Raw genomic sequence first — 14,564 nt, forward strand, 5'->3', positions numbered from 1 at the left:
ACTCATGATTTTATCTCCCCTTTTGGTACCCGATACATCTTGGGCGAGGTACCGAGGAACTGTTTGTAGCGATAGGTGGTTTCATGAACCAGCCGTCTGGCGATCGGGCTGTGAGGATCATCCAGATTGCCGAACACCAGCGCCTTGGTAGGGCAGGCTTCGACACAGGCGGGTTGCTTGCCGTTGGCCAGATTGGTTTTGCGGCAAAAGTCGCACTTGTCGGCAATGCGGGTGACCGGGTTGATAAAGCGTACCTGATAAGGGCAGGCCGCCAGACAGTAGCGGCAGCCGACACAGAGATCGGGGTTAATGTCGACGATGCCATCCTCGGCCCGGATATGGGATGCACCCGTCGGGCAGACATGCACACAGGGGGCGTTATCACAGTGCTGGCAGGACTTGCGGAAAAACCGGTACTCCTGATCCGGATATTCACCCACAGGGCCGGAGCGCAGGATCTGCAGGCGGGCTACCCCTTGTGGCACCTGATTGACTTCCCGGCAGGCATCCATGCAGGCGGTACAACCGATGCAGGCTGTCTCATCGTGGATCATGCCGTAGCGCACCCCCCCGATGGTCATGCTGTTGGCCAGGGCGCGGGGCGACCCCGTCATCAGGATCAAGGCGCTGGCACTCATCCCCACCATAAACTCGCGACGGGTCGTGCTCATGTGCCCTCCTTGGCCGCGGCTTGCTGCCTGGCCTCATGCTGCTTGCTGTGGCAGTCGACGCACAGCTTGATGCGGGCCTTCTCGGGGATGCCGACCATGGGCTCTTTGGCCGGGTGCAACTGATGGCAGCTGGTGCAGGTCACGCGAGTCGCATGCACGTCGTGAGCCCACAGCGCCTTGCGCAGATCATCGGGCTCATGGCAGCTCATGCAGACGCCGTTTTGCTGGCTGAGCGGGAAGGCATCGTCGCCAAAGCGCATCACGTCGACAATGCCGCCACGCTGTTTGCGGTGCTGGGCTGACGGGTTGCCGTGACAGTTGGTACAGGTCACCGCTTCATTGGTATTGGGGTTGGTGACGCTGGCATGCTTGCCATGCATCCCCTCGTTTCCGTCGTGGCACTTGTCACACTTGGCGAAACGGGCGGCCGCTTTTTTCTCGGCTGCGGCTTTCTTCGCGGCTTTGGCCTGGCGTGCGGCCAGTGCATCGGCGGCACTGCTATCGGCCACAGTGCTGACGGCAGCAGACGCTGGTTCGACGGCGGTCGCTGCGAGGGCAAACTCGCTTGCACCCAGACAGATCGTGGCAAGCAAGGCCCACTGCATTATTTTTTTCATACTGGACTCCGGATCAAAGAGGTTCAGCGGCGTTATCCACCCCCTGACAAGAAAAAGAGCGACAAATACCTCCCAAAATGCCAGAAACGGGCAAGAGTCCCCCACCCACGACAGAGTGGGGGCTTGATCAATGGATAAACCTGACCGCTTTGGTTATTGCTGGCTGGCGTAGTACTCGGCCAACGCCTGGAGATCGGCATCACTCATGGCAATGATGGCGTTATTCATCTTCTCGTCATTGCTGCGCTTGCCGGCCTTGAACTCTTGCAGGGCCATCAGTATGTAACCTTTTGGCTGACCGGAGAGGATGGAGGCTTCATCGTCGGCAACGGAGCCACCTTCGGAGTGACACTTCTTGCAACCAGACTCTTCATGCAGTTTTTGTCCTGCTTTGGCCAGTGCGGCATCGAACGGCTGCTTCATCGGCTGGTAGGGCAGTTCGGCATAGTAAGCTGCCAATTCGTCGATCTGATCGTCGCTAAGACCCTTAACAATGTCGGTCATGTTTCCCTGTTTGCTGGTGTCACCGGTGACATGATTAACGGTCTTAGCAGGGCGGCCATCTAGGTAGCTTCGCATCTGCTCCGCAAGATTAGATTCTGCTATTCCGGCGATTGTCGGAATATCTGTATGTGAGCTGATCCCCTGATTACCGTGACATGCGTTACATGTTTTGGCCATCTCGTCGACCCCGGCAAAGGCTGGCCCAATTGAACCAATCAACAGAGATAACCCCACCACTTCCCATTTCATGCTTCGCTTCATTTTGCACTCCTCTTGACATAAAAATCGCAAAAGACAGCTTATACCGTTTTTTTATTCGAAAAAGTGGGCTTAGTCCCGCTTTTGAGACTTCTGTCAACGTCGAGAGCCACATAAACCTTATAATTCGGGGGGAAATGGTTTTTGACCAAGGTGGGGCTCAAAAGGCTTCAATGTTGCATGTTTTTGGGACTTTTCTGAGACAGCTCATACATGAAATAAAAAATCCGATAAAAAAGGATAAACAAGATGAAATACTGGAAAGCGCTGGTGGCAGCTGCAATGGTGCTCACCCTCTCGGCCTGTGGTGGCGGGGGGGATGGCAGTGACAAGAGTGAGCCACCCACCCCTCCTCCAGGAACCCCTGGATCTCTGATTATCTCGGCGTCGACACCGGTTCTCACCCCGGATGGTCAGCTCTCGGTACAGTTCAACGTGACGGACAAACAGGGCTCGGGTTACGACCTGGGCGCTACGATCCCCTCATTCACCCTCAACAAGGTGATCCCCGGCCGCGATGCCACACGTGAAGACCCGGCCATCTGGAAGAGTTTTATCTACCGTTCCGGCAAAGCCACCAGTGAAAACAGCGGCAAGCTGGAGTCACTGGGCAATGGGCAATATCGCTACACCTTTGCTATTAACCCCACCACAGTGCCGGATCCCTATCCTGCTGATTCACAGAGCAACAATGGCGTGATTAGTTGGGATGAAACGGCGACTCATCGTGTGGGTATCTTTTTTGGTGGCAGTAACAATGTCCCCGTCACCAACTATGTGCTGGACTGGGTGCCGGCTGGGACGCGCGCCGCTTTGACCCGGGATATCGTGGATCAGAGCAGTTGTAACAGTTGTCACATGAAGCAAGCGATCAAACACGCGGATCGCGCTGACCCCAAACTCTGTGTCACCTGTCACAACGAGAGCAATCCGGCCATTGCTACCCGCCGCTCTCTGACGACCATAGTGCACAAGTACCATGGCAATCTGGATAGTACGGATACCAAGACGGTCAGCCACTTCCCGCAAGACTCGCGCAACTGCGATACCTGTCACAAGGACGCCACGCCAGCCACCCTCAATGCCGGTAACTGGCAACATGCCCAGGAAAAAGCGTGTGGTGCCTGTCATGCCGATTCAACCAGCTCCACAGGTTTTGATGCTCACATCACTGGCAAGATAAACAGTGGCGCAGTCTGCACCCAGTGCCATGGCGCTGATCCGGCCAGCAGCAAGTCCCCCTACATGGTCCACCTGGGTTACATGGCCAACGAGGCGATTGGACGCGACAAGCTGCAGTTCACGTTCGATGACGTTCGCTATGCCGCTCCCAATATCGAGATCGAACTGACCGTCACCGTCGACGGTACGCCGGCCGAGAGCGTTAATGACGTGCTGAAATATGTCAAAGATGGCAATCCGGCCATTCTGGTCAATTGGGATCAGGGCCAGGGATTCGAGCTGGCCACCACCAACCCGCAGACTTTCGCCACTGGCAACAAGATCGAGTTCAGCAAGTGTGTCAGCCAGGGCACAGGTCGCTTCCTGTGCAGCAAAGAGACAGGCAACGAGGTCAACGGCACCCTGGCCGCGACCATCGCCGATCTGAGAGTCTGTGTGGCGCGTAAAGCCGATCGCAACGGGGCGTTTGCCGCAGGGGATCTGCTGCCTTGCAGCAGCACTGCCAGCGCACTCTCCCTGATCGCCATCAATCCGGTCAACGCCTACTTCCGTGCCGAAGGGGGCATCGACAGCAGCTATCTGCTCAAGGCCGGTGCGGATCTCGCTTCCTGCAACAGTTGTCACAAGGATCTGGCAGTCCACATGAGCAATCATGCGGCCAAGGATATGAGCCAGTGCACCAGTTGCCACAACGCGACCCGTACCTCGTTCTATGCGGGGGTGCCGGGGGACCTGAAATATCACGTCCACTCCTTCCACGCGCTGGGCGCCAAACATGGGGGAAGTGCTACCTTCCCGGGCGATATCAGCAACTGCGAGTCCTGTCATACCCAGGGGCAATACAACCTGCCCAACCAGCAGAACGCGCGCCCCTCTCTGGTCGCCACCACGGCTGACAACAAACAGCCCAAATACTTCAGCCCGGTGCTGGTGGTCTGCTCCAGCTGCCACCTCAAATCACCGCTGGGGTTGGTCAAGCCGGATAGCCCGGTGGCAGGGGATGAGTGGGCTACCCACATGAAGAATAACGGCGCCGTCTTTGGTACAGAGACGATCGAAGCCGCAACCGGTGTTGAACAGTGTGCCTCTTGCCATGCCGTCGGGCAGGAGCAGGGTGTCGACAAGGTTCACAAGGTCTACGACTTCCGTTGATGAAATCCTGCGGTCAGGGGGTAACCCCTGGCCCTTCGCCGTTGAAGGAAACAAGATGAAAAAGACCATCACGCAGTGGTTATTGGCTGGCATGCTGGCCCTGAGCTGCCTGTCAGCCTGGGCCAAGAGCGATGCCGCGCAACCCGCTGGCGATGCAGATCCGCGACTCCAGATTGAATCGGCTCTGGACAAGAAATTTGACCAGGGAAAATACTCCCCGAAGGGAGCTGATACCTGCCTCAAGTGCCACGATTCAGATTCACGCAAACCCGCGACCGGCATATTCCACAGTGTGCACGGCAATCTGGGCAACCAGAATGGCCCCATGGCCGACCGGCAGTGTGAAGCTTGTCATGGTCCGGCAGGCAACCACACGCGCAATCCTCGCAAAGGAGAGAAACGGGAGCCGATGATCACCTTTGGTCCCGATTCACCTGTGCCGGTCGAGAAGCAGAACAGTGTCTGTCTCTCCTGTCATACCGATACCAACCGGATGGGCTGGCATGCCAGTGTTCATGCGGTCGAGGATCTCTCCTGTACCAGCTGCCACACATTGCACCAGGCCAAGGATCCGGTGATGGACAGCAAGAAACAGGTCGAGACCTGCACCAGCTGCCATGCCGCAGAGAAATCGGATCTGCACAAGCGCACCAGTCATCCCATCCTGAATGGCGAAATGCCCTGCTCCAGCTGCCACAACCCGCATCAGTCACAAAATGAGGCCAGCCTGAAACAGCCAACCGTCAACGAGAGCTGTTACGAGTGCCATGCCGAGAAGCGGGGCCCCTTCCTGTGGGAGCACGAACCGGTGACCGAGGATTGCTCTCTATGCCACAGCCCCCACGGTTCCATCAATCAGGCGCTGCTCAACAAGCGCGTGCCCCAGTTGTGTCAGGAGTGTCACAGCGCCCCCCATGCCAACGTGTCCATCCCCGAGGGGGATCTCAAGGTGCGCGGCGGCAGTTGCCTGAACTGTCATAACCAGATCCACGGGACCAACCATCCGAATGGGCAGTCCCTGCGACGTTGAGGAGAGAAGTCATGAAACATTCAACACTTTGGCTCTCCTTGCTGACCATCTTCTCGGCCCATGCCACCGAGGAGCCGCTGGCTGTCGAGGATTACTCTCTGCAATCGGCCAGGGAGGCCAAAACCGCGCGCTGGCGCTGCGCATCCTGTGAAAGCGAGAGTGGCTGGTTTGGTGAGGTGGGGCTGGGGACAGGCTACATCAACGATGATGGCGCGACCCGTTTTCGCAACTGGGTGCCCGCCGCCAACGATACCGGCATGCAGGGGATCTTTAACGCTGACCTGCAGTATCGGGGAGAGGGATCCCGTTATGGCGCACTCGAGGCCAGGGATCTTGGAATGCGCCGTTTCAGCATGTCACTGGAGCAAGGGTTCTATGATGGCGCGCGCGCCAAAATTGGCTACTCCGAAACCCCCTTTTACTGGAACAGCCATGGCAAGAGTGTCTATCGCTCTGACGATGTGCCTATGGCGGCTGGTGCGCTGGCCGAATTTGACAAGGAGGTGGTCCGCAAGAAGCTGACTATGGGGCTTGCCTATACCCCCAAGAGCCCATGGCGCCCTTATGCCGATTTCTCTTATGAGAAAAAAGAGGCAACGCTGGCCACTTATCAGTCCAGCATCCCGGGGATAGGCAGCATGCCGGGCTTTGTACCCAAGCTGGTCGATGGCAGCAGTACCACCCTGGTCAAGAGTGGCATCAGCTACCTGGGTGAAGGCTGGCTGGTTGATCTGGCCTACAACGGCTCACTCTATCGCAACGAGGAGACCGCATTCTATTTCGGTTCGGCCAGCGACCCCTATGCCAATGAGCGGGCTTACGAACCCGACAACAGCTTCCATCAGGTCAGTTTATCCGGCCAGTACAACTGGAACCGGCAGAGTCTGAGCGGTCGCATTCTCAGCAGCCGAACAACGTCGGATGGCAATCTAGCCGCCTTCCGGCAGGTGCCGATCACCCAGAGCGATTTCCACGGTGAGATCGATACCATCCAGACCAATGCCAAATGGGTGGGGCGTTTTGGCCGGGATTTGACTCTGCGGGCCGGGGGCGAATACCGGGATCGGCAGGACAACTCGGACAAGCAGGTTGTTATTGGCAAACAACGGCAGCCGGGGGATCGTTCTCACAGTAAAGCCAATCTGGAAGCGGATTACCGCCTTAGTCGATCGGTCAAGGTAACCGGGGGTTACCAGTATCGTGCCGATGAACGGGAGTACGCGGATCGTCGCAAGACGGATGAGCAGACATTGTTCCTCAAGAGTCGCTATCGCCCGGTGGGTGATCTGCAACTGGGGGGGAAACTCTCCTGGAGCACCCGGGATGGCTCTGAGTGGAAGAATAACAATACCAATGTCAGCCCGACCTTGCGTCAGTTCTATCTGGCCAATCGTGACAGGTTCGAGCTGCGTGGCGATCTGCAGTATGCCTTCAGCGAGCAGTTAAGCTCCTCGCTGGAAGGGTGGTGGGCACGGGCAAACTATCCGGAGCCTGACATCGGACTCAGTGAAGGGGAGGACTATGGTATCGATCTGACCCTTAACCAGCAGTTTGATGAGAATCTCAGTGGCCATCTATTCAGCAATGTACAGTGGATCACCTCAAGCCAGAACCATGCTTACACCGGTGCCCCGGACTGGGATCCCTATTCGACCCGGGTTCGTGACCAAATCACTACTCTGGGAGTGGGTCTAAGCCAGAAGAAGGCGTTTGATTTGGCGCTGGAACTGGGGGTGGATTACAGCTTCTCCTATGGCCGTGGCCAGACAGATGCCAGCAAGGGTTATGACTACCCCGACCTGACCAGCAAGCAACACCGTCTGGAAGGCTATGCCCTCTATCAGCTCGACGAGAAGCAGTCACTGCGCTGGGATATGCGCTACGAGTTCTACCACGATGTGGACTACCTCTACACCGGTGAGGAGTACAGCATGGGTCATGTTAACCAGAACTATAACGGTTACTTCACCGCTATCTCCTGGCTCTACAAGTTCTAACGCCGCAAGTGCCACAAGGGGAGCCTGGCTCCCCTTTTTCATGCCCGGCACAGACACCCGAATGCGGATAGCAATTGATGCCTGGATGCCGCGAGGCATGTTGCTATCTAATTGATTTTCTATATTTCAGATCTTCCCAGCAGCTGGGTTGCATGGCGGCACTGCGACGTTAGGCCGCTGATCTTGTGTGGCGCCGAACGGGCCGATCGGGTGATGGTGGGCGACAAGTGGCGGGTGTGAATGGCGCCGTCGTGGGGCTCGATATCGAACAGCTTATCGCCCTTCACAAGGTGGCTGCTGCTGTGCTGGTACGTGGCCAGGTGAGAGCAAATGGTAAAAAGCGAAGGGGCCCGCAGCGGGCCCCTTGTTGTTGGCGCTTTTCGCTGCGCCGCTATTTGGCGGCGGGGGCAGGGAAGTATTTGCTGTGCAGCAGCGGGTATTCACTACTCGCCAGCACCTGGGTCAAGCCGGTCTGGAACTCTTTGACCAGTTCGTCGCTTACCGGATGGCTGAAGGCGAAGCAGAACTGCTCCGAGCTAAGTACCCACTGCTCCTTGAAGCGGGCGGGGTCGAGTTTTTGCTCCACGATCAGCTGTTCCATGGTGGTTTTGTTGGTGGAGACCAGATCGATCCGACCTGAGGTGAGCATCTTCAGCGCTTGTGCCAGCCGATTGGCTGCCATCAGCTTGGTCTCGTCAAAGCCGTTGTTGAGTAGCAACTGTTCTCCCACATCAGCCCGTACCGCCCCGATATTGAATGCTTTGGCATCATCGAGCTTGGTGATGGTGATATTGCGCTCGGCCAACCCTACCAGCACGATTTCGGCGTAACCAATGGGACAGGCCCATTTGAACAGAGGATCCCGCGCCTGGGTGCGGGCGGTGGAGAAGAGTACCGCATTGGGCTTTTGGGTCAGCAGGTAGTAACCGCGCGCCCAAGGCATGATGGTGATGGGCTGCGCTGGGGTATTGGTCTTTTTCCATACCAGTTGCAGCAGTTCGACCGCGAGGCCGGTGGGGGCGCCACTTGCATCGGCGTAGTTGTAGGGTTTGTACTCTTCGGTAATGTAGTGAAGCTTGGCCAGCTCGGGGCTGGCGTTGGCAAAGGAGGTAACAAGCAGTGTGGCCAACCCGATCCATGGTTTCATTTCTCTATCCTGCTCAAGGGAATACCTATGCTCAATTGTGACCAAGCCGGATGATTTCGCCAAGGCGGGTTTGCAGTTTGGCAAAAAGTGCAGGAGGCCGCCGGCATGTTGTGCTGTGTTGCGAGGGTCAGAGAGACTGGCGCAGTGGCAGGTATTTGGCTTGCAGTTGCGAAAATTGAGGGGAGGCCCGGGCACGATCCAGAGCTTGTTGAAAGCGGCTTATATCCCTGTCTGGCACCTGACGGCTAAAGGCATAGCAGAGTGGCTTGCTGTCGAGCACAAAGGCCACATTGAAGTCATTCAGATCCATGTTGAGGTCCTTGAGGGTTTGATAGCCGACCAGCTTGTTGGTAGCAAAGAGATGGGTACGGCCCGAGGCGAGCATTTTGGCCGCCTGGCTGAGACGGTTTGCCTCGACAAGGTTGCTTTCATCCAGACCCCGCTCCTGCAACAGCTGACTCGATACGGTCGAGCGCACCACCGCAATCTTGTATTGTTTCATTTGTTCGGCAGAGACAAGGGTCAGCTTGTCAGCTGCGCGGCCAAGAAGCACAAAGTCCGAGTTGTCGATGGGGCAGGCCCACTTGAAAAGCGCTTCCCGTTCGGGTGTCCGTGCGGTGGCAAACAGCACCACATTGTGCTTGCTGCTTAGTTCTTTGTAGCCGCGGGCCCACGGCAGAATGCGTATTGGTTGGGGGGAAAGGTCACTATATTGCCAGATCATCTGCAGCAGTTCGACGGCAAGGCCGGTGGGCTGACCCTCTGCGTCACTGAAGTTAAAAGGCGGGGAGATTTCGGTGCAGTATTCGAGCTTGTCCAGATCTGCACGGGCAAAGCTGGCCCACAGAAGGAGTAGGATGTGGGAGAGATGCCATTTCCGCATGGAAGAGATCCTTCACTATATCGACAATGCCAAACAGTGTGACGGCTCGAGTTCGCAATAGCCAGCTCCTTGAGGGCAACCATAGTGCGACTGAGGGACCATCCCAGCCGCAGCCGAGAGTCAGCGCACCGGCAGGTATTTGGCCTGCAATTTGCGAAACTCTTCCGAGGCGAGGGCGCGGGTCAGGCCCTGCTGAAAGAGGGTGATCTCGCTGTCGGGCACCTGACGGCTGAAGGCGTAGCAGAGCTGCTCGGCGCTCAGCACCATGGCCACATTGAAGTCGTCGCTATTGAGCTTCAGTTCGCGGATGGCGTCATATCCCGCCAGCTTGCTGGTGGCGAGCAGGTCGGCGCGGCCGGAGAGCAGCATCTTCAATCCCTGCGACAGGCGGTTGGCCGGGATGATGTTGTTGTCATCCATGCCGTTGTTGAGCAGCAGTTGCTCGGCGGCATCCGAGCGCACCGCGCTGATCTTGTATTGGCTCATCTGTTCGAAGGCGGTCAGGGTGATGTTCTGCGCTTTGCGGCCCAGCAGTATGTACTCCGAGTAGCCGATGGGGCAGACCCACTTGAAGAGATCCTCCCGCGCCTGGGTGCGGGCGGTGGAGAAGAGCACCACGTTGGGCTTCTGGGTTAGCAAGTAATAACCTCGCGCCCAGGGCAGGATGCGCACCGGCTGGGGTGTCACTCCGCTGTGTTGCCAGATCATCTGCAGCAGATCGACCGCAAGGCCGGTGGGCTGGCCTTGCGGATCGCTGTAGTTGTAGGGGGGGTACTCTTCGGTGAGGTACTCGAGCTTGCCCAGATCAGCCCGGGCCGTCGAGGCCCAGCAGAGCAGCAACAGATGACAGATCAGCCATATCCTCATTGGGAACATCCTTAGCGATCAACCTTCCCTTGAGTGTGACCATGAACAGAGTAAATAGCCACTCACTGCCGTTACCAGCGGGCGCGGATCTGCCCGATGGGCTGGTAGGCCTCATCCCGCAGCCCCACCAGCAGGGTCTTGCCATCCGCTTGCAGCCGGAACTCGCCGTAGCGGGCTGCCTCGTACTGCTCTCCCGTGCCCTCTTCAAAGAAGTAGGCATCGGGGCCAATCTGCCACTGCCGCTCGCTCTGGTGCACCTGCAATAGCCGCTCATCGCTGGTGAGCCGATCCGGTTTGCCATCGGCCACCAGAGTGGCCACCTGATGGGCATCGAGGCGGATCACCAGGGTATCGCTGCCCTTGTTTTGAGCCGTACGGGTGTCGCGGCTGGTCAGCTCGCGGGCAATTTCATAGTTGAGCCGCATGTAATCCCCCTGCATCAGGGAGCGGGGATCGACCGGAGCGAGCCGCAGCAGCACCACTTCGCCGCTGCTCATGGCGTGCTCATAGCGCCAGACGGTGGCATTGATGCCCGCCAGAATGGCGAGGCCGCTCAGCAACAGGGCGAGTTGTCGGGTGACAGGTTTCATGAGTCGCTCCTTGCCGCGAAGGTGGTGAGCAGCTGGCGGGCCCCCAGCAGCAGGATGCCGGAGCCCAGCAACAGCCAGGATTTGGTCATCAGGGTGAGCCCCAGATCGTAGTAATAGAGCGAGCCATAGCCGAGCAGCAGCAGGGCCGAGAGGGTCATCAGCCCCAGACTGCCGGCATAAAATCCGAGGATCAGTACCAGTGCGCCCGCCCCCATGCCGGGGATGATGGCGCTGATCAGCACCAGTGGCAGGCCAAACAGCAGGGGGAGCCTCAGCTTCACCATCACCGCCAGCAGCAGGGCGGCGCAGATCAGCGGATTGAGCCAGAGCGGCAGGCGGGACAGCCCCAGTTCGTCCAGCACGCTGCTGCCGCCATCCCACAATGGGTGGTGCAGACGGCCCAGCACCAGCAGGGAGAGGGCGAGCCCCAACGTGATGGAGTGGTAGAGCTGGTGACGCTCTGGATCCCTATCTGCCCGCAGCCAGCAGAAGGTGATGGCCGCCATCACCAGCGGCAGCGCCAGCAGTTGCAGCCCGAGGCAGGCGAGACCAAGGGTGAGCAGCAGGGCCGCCGCCACGCTGTGAAACAGCCGCACCAGCCAGTGATCGAACAGCACGGCGATGGCAAGGGATAGCAGGCACAACCCAAACCAGAGCAGGGCGTGATGAAGGTCCAGCTGATCGAGCAGGCCATAGAGCAGCCAGGCATCGGCCGCCAGGGTGAGGGCCAGCACGAACTGATCCCAGAGATCGCCGCTTTGGCTGCGATTGAGGGCGTAGGCCCCCGCAAGCAGCACGGCCCCCAGCAGCAGGGCGCTATTGGCTTCGCGGGTCAGCTGCTCGAAGGTGAGAAACAGGAAAAAGAGCAGGAAGAGGGCGGCAATCCAGCCCACCAGCCCGAGCAGAAAGCGGCTCGACCAGTGGGGCTGGGTATCACGGGGCTGATCCCCCTCCACCAGATTGGCCTGTTGCAGTGCTTGCCAAAGGGTCAGATCACTCATGAGACCTCCGTTGTTGTTGCAGCCAGCGGGCGGCGGTGACAGAAAGGCCGATGGCAATCAGGCTCAGCAGCAAGAAGCCGTTGATGTCGGGCTCCATCCACTTGCCCAGCGCCGCGAGGATGACGGCAATCAGGCTGAGGCACCCCATGGCGAGTCCGGCGATAAATCTGTGATGCCAAAGGGCATAGGCCGCGGCCAGCCAGCCAAGCCAGAGCGGCCACACCAGCGGGGAGGCGGCATCAAACAGCGCCAGCAGGGTGAGCAGGGTGGCCCCCAGACCCGCGGCCAGACCCGCCAGCCAGCTTGGCATCAGGCGCCAGCGGGCAGGTGCCAGCAGAAGCAGAGCCCAGAGGGCAGCGTTGAGCAGGGTAAGGCACCAGCCCAATCCCTCTTCATCGAAGGTAAAGAAGAAGGTGAACAAACCGAGCCGCCAGTAGAGCACCAGCGCCAGCTGGCCGAGCAGCCAGCTTAAGGTCCAGAGCAGGGGGCTTTGGCCAAATACCGCCAGCGGCACCAGCATCAGCGCCCAGGTGGCGAACAGCTGCCAGGGATCGGCGCCGGTCTGGTAGGTTTGACCCACCAGCGCCAGCAGGGCGCCGATATTGAGGGCGATAGCCAGCAGCAGCGCTTGACGGGGGGTATCCCCCAGCGGTTTGCGCCACAGCAGAAGCAGCATGGCGAGCAGCGGCGCCTCCAGCAGCGCAAGGCGGGAGACCCGGCCCAGCTCTTGCCAGTTGAAGGCGACAAAGAAGATGAGGCCAGCCCCGATGCAGAGGGCACCGAGCCAGAGCAACAGCCGGTCAAAAAGCCACTGCCAGCGCGCCGGATGGGGGGGAAGATCGGCGAGGGTCAGGGCGTCCGCCAGCTTCTCTGGCGCCAGCCGTCCCTGTTTGACCCATTCGAGAAGCGTCTCTCTTGATACGTTGTGCATGGGGGGACTCCGCGAGGTTTGCCCCATTATGGCATGAGGCACCCGCAACCGTGCACTGCCCCTTGGCTCTGCGGCTGGTGGTTGCGACAGCGGGTTACGCAATAGACACCAGTAAACAAAAAAGCCCTCCACAGGGGAGGGCTTGGTCATCGGATACGGGCCATCAGGCAAAGATCAGAGTGCTCACCCCAAGGCCGACGAAGAGAATGGCGCAGGCGATGCGGATCCCCTTGAGCGGCAGCTTGTCCGCCCCCAGCTTGCCGATCAGCACCACAGGCACGTTGGCCAGCATCATGCCGAGGGTGGTCCCGGTAATGACCTGCACCAGCGAGTCATATTTGGCGGCCAGCAGCACGGTGGCGATCTGGGTCTTGTCGCCAATCTCGGCAATAAAGAAGAGCACGAAGGTGGCCATAAAGGGGCCGTATTTATCCAGCGGGCTCTCCTCGTCATCCATCTTGTCTGGCACCAAAATCCAGATAGCCATGGCGATAAAGGCGATGGCGACCAGCCAGGTCATTATCTTGGGATCGAGCCAGCGGCTGATGAACTCGCCAATCCAGGCAGCGCCCGCATGGTTGAGCAAGGTAGCCGCCAGCATGCCGGCGATGATGGGCCAGGGCTTGCGAAAACGGCAGATGAGCAGCAACGCCAACAGCTGGGTTTTATCGCCGATTTCGGCAATAGCGACGCTGAGGGTTGAGGTTAACAAGGCTTCCATAAAAATGACCGGGGGACGGAATTGTTATAAACCAAAGACAAGCCTGCGCCATCCGTCCCCGGTATTGGCACTGGCCCGTCAAAGGTCTTGTCAAATCCATGACTTGCATGGATCACCCTGACCATGGTGATTTGGCACCAAGTATGTTGATCAGGGTCGCAAACCGGTATTCATGCAATGGATGGCACCGGCGTGCGAGACTACTCCCCCTCGATGGGAGCGGGCATTCTAGGGAAAAACCGCATGAGTGACAAGGGGATCAGCCACCCACCAGCTTGACGCTGAAACCGGCTTTCTCCAGCTCGGTTTTGATCAGGTCCCGTTTATCCCCCTGGATCTCGATCACTCCCTCCTTGATACCGCCTCCGGTGCCGCACTTTTTCTTGAGCAGGGTGGCCAGGGATTTTTGCTGATCGGCGGGTATGCCATGAATGGTGATCACCCCTGCACCCTTGCGCCCCTTGGTCTCGCGGCGAATGCGCACTGTGCCGTCGGTGGGGAAGGGGGAGGCGGATTGGGGAGCGCTCTGCTCCTTGATCATGCCGCCATCTGTGCTGTAAACGAGGCGGCTGTTGTTGTCGTGACTCATGGCAATACTTTATGGGTTAGCTAAGCGGAGTTTGATTTTACTCAAATAAAAGTTGAAGACACAGCTTATAATGCCCCAAGTAAAAGCGAATTATTATTGTTTAACTTCAGGAGTCAGTCATGGTACTCACGCAGTTGTCACCGGGACAGAGTGCTCGCATCAAGAATATGAATCAGCTCGCCCGGCCGCTGCGCCGCAAACTGATGGTGATGGGCCTGTTGCCCCAGACTGAAGTCATCTATCTGCGCTCCGCCCCCCTGGGGGACCCGCTCCAGATCCAGTGCCAGGGGATCTGTCTCTCCATGCAAAAGAGTCTGGCCCAGCAAATAGAAGTCGAGCCGGTATAACCCCCTGCTCGGCTGCCGCTCCGGCCAAGAAACGTCACCGGGAGCGGTTCAGAGACAAGAAGTCGAACCTGCAAAGC

The 14,564-nt window shown here is 58.5% G+C and carries 15 protein-coding genes; 4 read left to right on the forward strand and 11 right to left on the reverse strand.

What is annotated here, in order from left to right:
* Nucleotides 1–2: 2 nt before the first annotated feature.
* The 3 genes from netC to pdsA all read right to left on the reverse strand — a co-directional run bounded on the left by netC (nucleotide 3) and on the right by pdsA (nucleotide 2,053).
* Nucleotides 3–671 carry an Nrf-like electron transfer protein NetC gene (gene netC, locus G5332_RS03495; RefSeq protein ID WP_323912211.1) on the reverse strand — a complete coding sequence of 223 codons (669 nt, stop codon included), beginning with the start codon at nucleotides 669–671 and terminating at the stop codon, nucleotides 3–5.
* A complete protein-coding gene (gene nrfB, locus G5332_RS03500; RefSeq protein ID WP_421311115.1) occupies nucleotides 668–1,288 on the reverse strand; it encodes a cytochrome c nitrite reductase pentaheme subunit in 621 nt (206 codons plus the stop codon). The genes netC and nrfB overlap by 4 nt, the downstream gene beginning before the upstream one ends.
* 153 nt (nucleotides 1,289–1,441) lie before the next feature.
* A complete protein-coding gene (gene pdsA, locus G5332_RS03505; protein ID WP_216953317.1) occupies nucleotides 1,442–2,053 on the reverse strand; it encodes a periplasmic diheme shuttle PdsA in 612 nt (203 codons plus the stop codon).
* A gap of 246 nt (nucleotides 2,054–2,299) precedes the next feature.
* Here pdsA and G5332_RS03510 point away from each other — a divergent pair, with 246 nt between their 5' ends.
* Genes G5332_RS03510 through G5332_RS03520 form a run of 3 tightly spaced genes read left to right on the forward strand, consistent with a single transcriptional unit; the run spans nucleotide 2,300 to nucleotide 7,411 of the window.
* Complete coding sequence (locus G5332_RS03510) at nucleotides 2,300–4,384, forward strand: OmcA/MtrC family decaheme c-type cytochrome (RefSeq protein ID WP_421311116.1); 2,085 nt, start codon at nucleotides 2,300–2,302, stop codon at nucleotides 4,382–4,384.
* 55 nt (nucleotides 4,385–4,439) lie between these two features.
* A complete protein-coding gene (locus G5332_RS03515; protein ID WP_227342431.1) occupies nucleotides 4,440–5,414 on the forward strand; it encodes a DmsE family decaheme c-type cytochrome in 975 nt (324 codons plus the stop codon).
* 11 nt (nucleotides 5,415–5,425) lie between these two features.
* Nucleotides 5,426–7,411, forward strand: coding sequence for an MtrB/PioB family decaheme-associated outer membrane protein (locus G5332_RS03520; RefSeq protein WP_421249580.1), 1,986 nt, complete (start codon nucleotides 5,426–5,428; stop codon nucleotides 7,409–7,411).
* 391 nt (nucleotides 7,412–7,802) lie between these two features.
* Here G5332_RS03520 and G5332_RS03525 read toward each other — a convergent pair whose 3' ends face one another.
* From G5332_RS03525 to G5332_RS03560, 8 genes are all read right to left on the reverse strand, one after another.
* Nucleotides 7,803–8,558 carry a substrate-binding periplasmic protein gene (locus G5332_RS03525; RefSeq protein ID WP_216953321.1) on the reverse strand — a complete coding sequence of 252 codons (756 nt, stop codon included), beginning with the start codon at nucleotides 8,556–8,558 and terminating at the stop codon, nucleotides 7,803–7,805.
* 127 nt (nucleotides 8,559–8,685) lie between these two features.
* Nucleotides 8,686–9,441 carry a substrate-binding periplasmic protein gene (locus G5332_RS03530; protein ID WP_216953322.1) on the reverse strand — a complete coding sequence of 252 codons (756 nt, stop codon included), beginning with the start codon at nucleotides 9,439–9,441 and terminating at the stop codon, nucleotides 8,686–8,688.
* A 120-nt stretch (nucleotides 9,442–9,561) separates the two neighbouring features.
* The gene (locus G5332_RS03535) at nucleotides 9,562–10,308 is read right to left on the reverse strand and encodes a substrate-binding periplasmic protein (RefSeq protein WP_236350882.1); all 747 of its coding nucleotides are present in this window, start codon (nucleotides 10,306–10,308) and stop codon (nucleotides 9,562–9,564) included.
* A gap of 71 nt (nucleotides 10,309–10,379) precedes the next feature.
* A complete protein-coding gene (locus G5332_RS03540; protein ID WP_421311117.1) occupies nucleotides 10,380–10,898 on the reverse strand; it encodes a GDYXXLXY domain-containing protein in 519 nt (172 codons plus the stop codon).
* Nucleotides 10,895–11,899 (reverse strand): DUF4401 domain-containing protein, encoded by a 1,005-nt coding sequence (locus tag G5332_RS03545; RefSeq protein ID WP_267517439.1) that lies wholly within the window; start codon nucleotides 11,897–11,899, stop codon nucleotides 10,895–10,897. The genes G5332_RS03540 and G5332_RS03545 overlap by 4 nt, the downstream gene beginning before the upstream one ends.
* A complete protein-coding gene (locus G5332_RS03550; protein ID WP_064339965.1) occupies nucleotides 11,892–12,830 on the reverse strand; it encodes a DUF2157 domain-containing protein in 939 nt (312 codons plus the stop codon). Before G5332_RS03550 ends, G5332_RS03545 begins: the two co-directional genes overlap by 8 nt.
* A gap of 163 nt (nucleotides 12,831–12,993) precedes the next feature.
* The gene (locus tag G5332_RS03555) at nucleotides 12,994–13,551 is read right to left on the reverse strand and encodes a TMEM165/GDT1 family protein (RefSeq protein ID WP_005346773.1); all 558 of its coding nucleotides are present in this window, start codon (nucleotides 13,549–13,551) and stop codon (nucleotides 12,994–12,996) included.
* 259 nt (nucleotides 13,552–13,810) lie between these two features.
* Entirely contained in the window at nucleotides 13,811–14,140 is a 330-nt protein-coding gene (locus G5332_RS03560; protein WP_108612541.1) for a translation initiation factor, read from the reverse strand.
* Between the two features lie 119 nt (nucleotides 14,141–14,259).
* On the opposite strand from G5332_RS03560, the gene G5332_RS03565 reads away from it, so the two are divergent.
* Nucleotides 14,260–14,487, forward strand: coding sequence for a FeoA family protein (locus G5332_RS03565; protein ID WP_005337384.1), 228 nt, complete (start codon nucleotides 14,260–14,262; stop codon nucleotides 14,485–14,487).
* The last annotated feature ends 77 nt before the right edge of the window (nucleotides 14,488–14,564 follow it).

Origin of the sequence: Aeromonas sp. 603757 (assembly GCF_049171255.1) — a bacterium.
GTDB classification, from domain to species: domain Bacteria; phylum Pseudomonadota; class Gammaproteobacteria; order Enterobacterales; family Aeromonadaceae; genus Aeromonas; species Aeromonas veronii_A.

Coding starts and splice junctions, on each gene's coding strand:
- netC (WP_323912211.1), bottom strand. CDS start 671: ATGAGCACGACCCGTCGCGAGTTTATGGTGGGGATGAGTGCCAGCGCC.
- nrfB (WP_421311115.1), bottom strand. CDS start 1,288: ATGAAAAAAATAATGCAGTGGGCCTTGCTTGCCACGATCTGTCTGGGT.
- pdsA (WP_216953317.1), bottom strand. CDS start 2,053: ATGAAGCGAAGCATGAAATGGGAAGTGGTGGGGTTATCTCTGTTGATT.
- G5332_RS03510 (WP_421311116.1), top strand. CDS start 2,300: ATGAAATACTGGAAAGCGCTGGTGGCAGCTGCAATGGTGCTCACCCTC.
- G5332_RS03515 (WP_227342431.1), top strand. CDS start 4,440: ATGAAAAAGACCATCACGCAGTGGTTATTGGCTGGCATGCTGGCCCTG.
- G5332_RS03520 (WP_421249580.1), top strand. CDS start 5,426: ATGAAACATTCAACACTTTGGCTCTCCTTGCTGACCATCTTCTCGGCC.
- G5332_RS03525 (WP_216953321.1), bottom strand. CDS start 8,558: ATGAAACCATGGATCGGGTTGGCCACACTGCTTGTTACCTCCTTTGCC.
- G5332_RS03530 (WP_216953322.1), bottom strand. CDS start 9,441: ATGCGGAAATGGCATCTCTCCCACATCCTACTCCTTCTGTGGGCCAGC.
- G5332_RS03535 (WP_236350882.1), bottom strand. CDS start 10,308: ATGAGGATATGGCTGATCTGTCATCTGTTGCTGCTCTGCTGGGCCTCG.
- G5332_RS03540 (WP_421311117.1), bottom strand. CDS start 10,898: ATGAAACCTGTCACCCGACAACTCGCCCTGTTGCTGAGCGGCCTCGCC.
- G5332_RS03545 (WP_267517439.1), bottom strand. CDS start 11,899: ATGAGTGATCTGACCCTTTGGCAAGCACTGCAACAGGCCAATCTGGTG.
- G5332_RS03550 (WP_064339965.1), bottom strand. CDS start 12,830: ATGCACAACGTATCAAGAGAGACGCTTCTCGAATGGGTCAAACAGGGA.
- G5332_RS03555 (WP_005346773.1), bottom strand. CDS start 13,551: ATGGAAGCCTTGTTAACCTCAACCCTCAGCGTCGCTATTGCCGAAATC.
- G5332_RS03560 (WP_108612541.1), bottom strand. CDS start 14,140: ATGAGTCACGACAACAACAGCCGCCTCGTTTACAGCACAGATGGCGGC.
- G5332_RS03565 (WP_005337384.1), top strand. CDS start 14,260: ATGGTACTCACGCAGTTGTCACCGGGACAGAGTGCTCGCATCAAGAAT.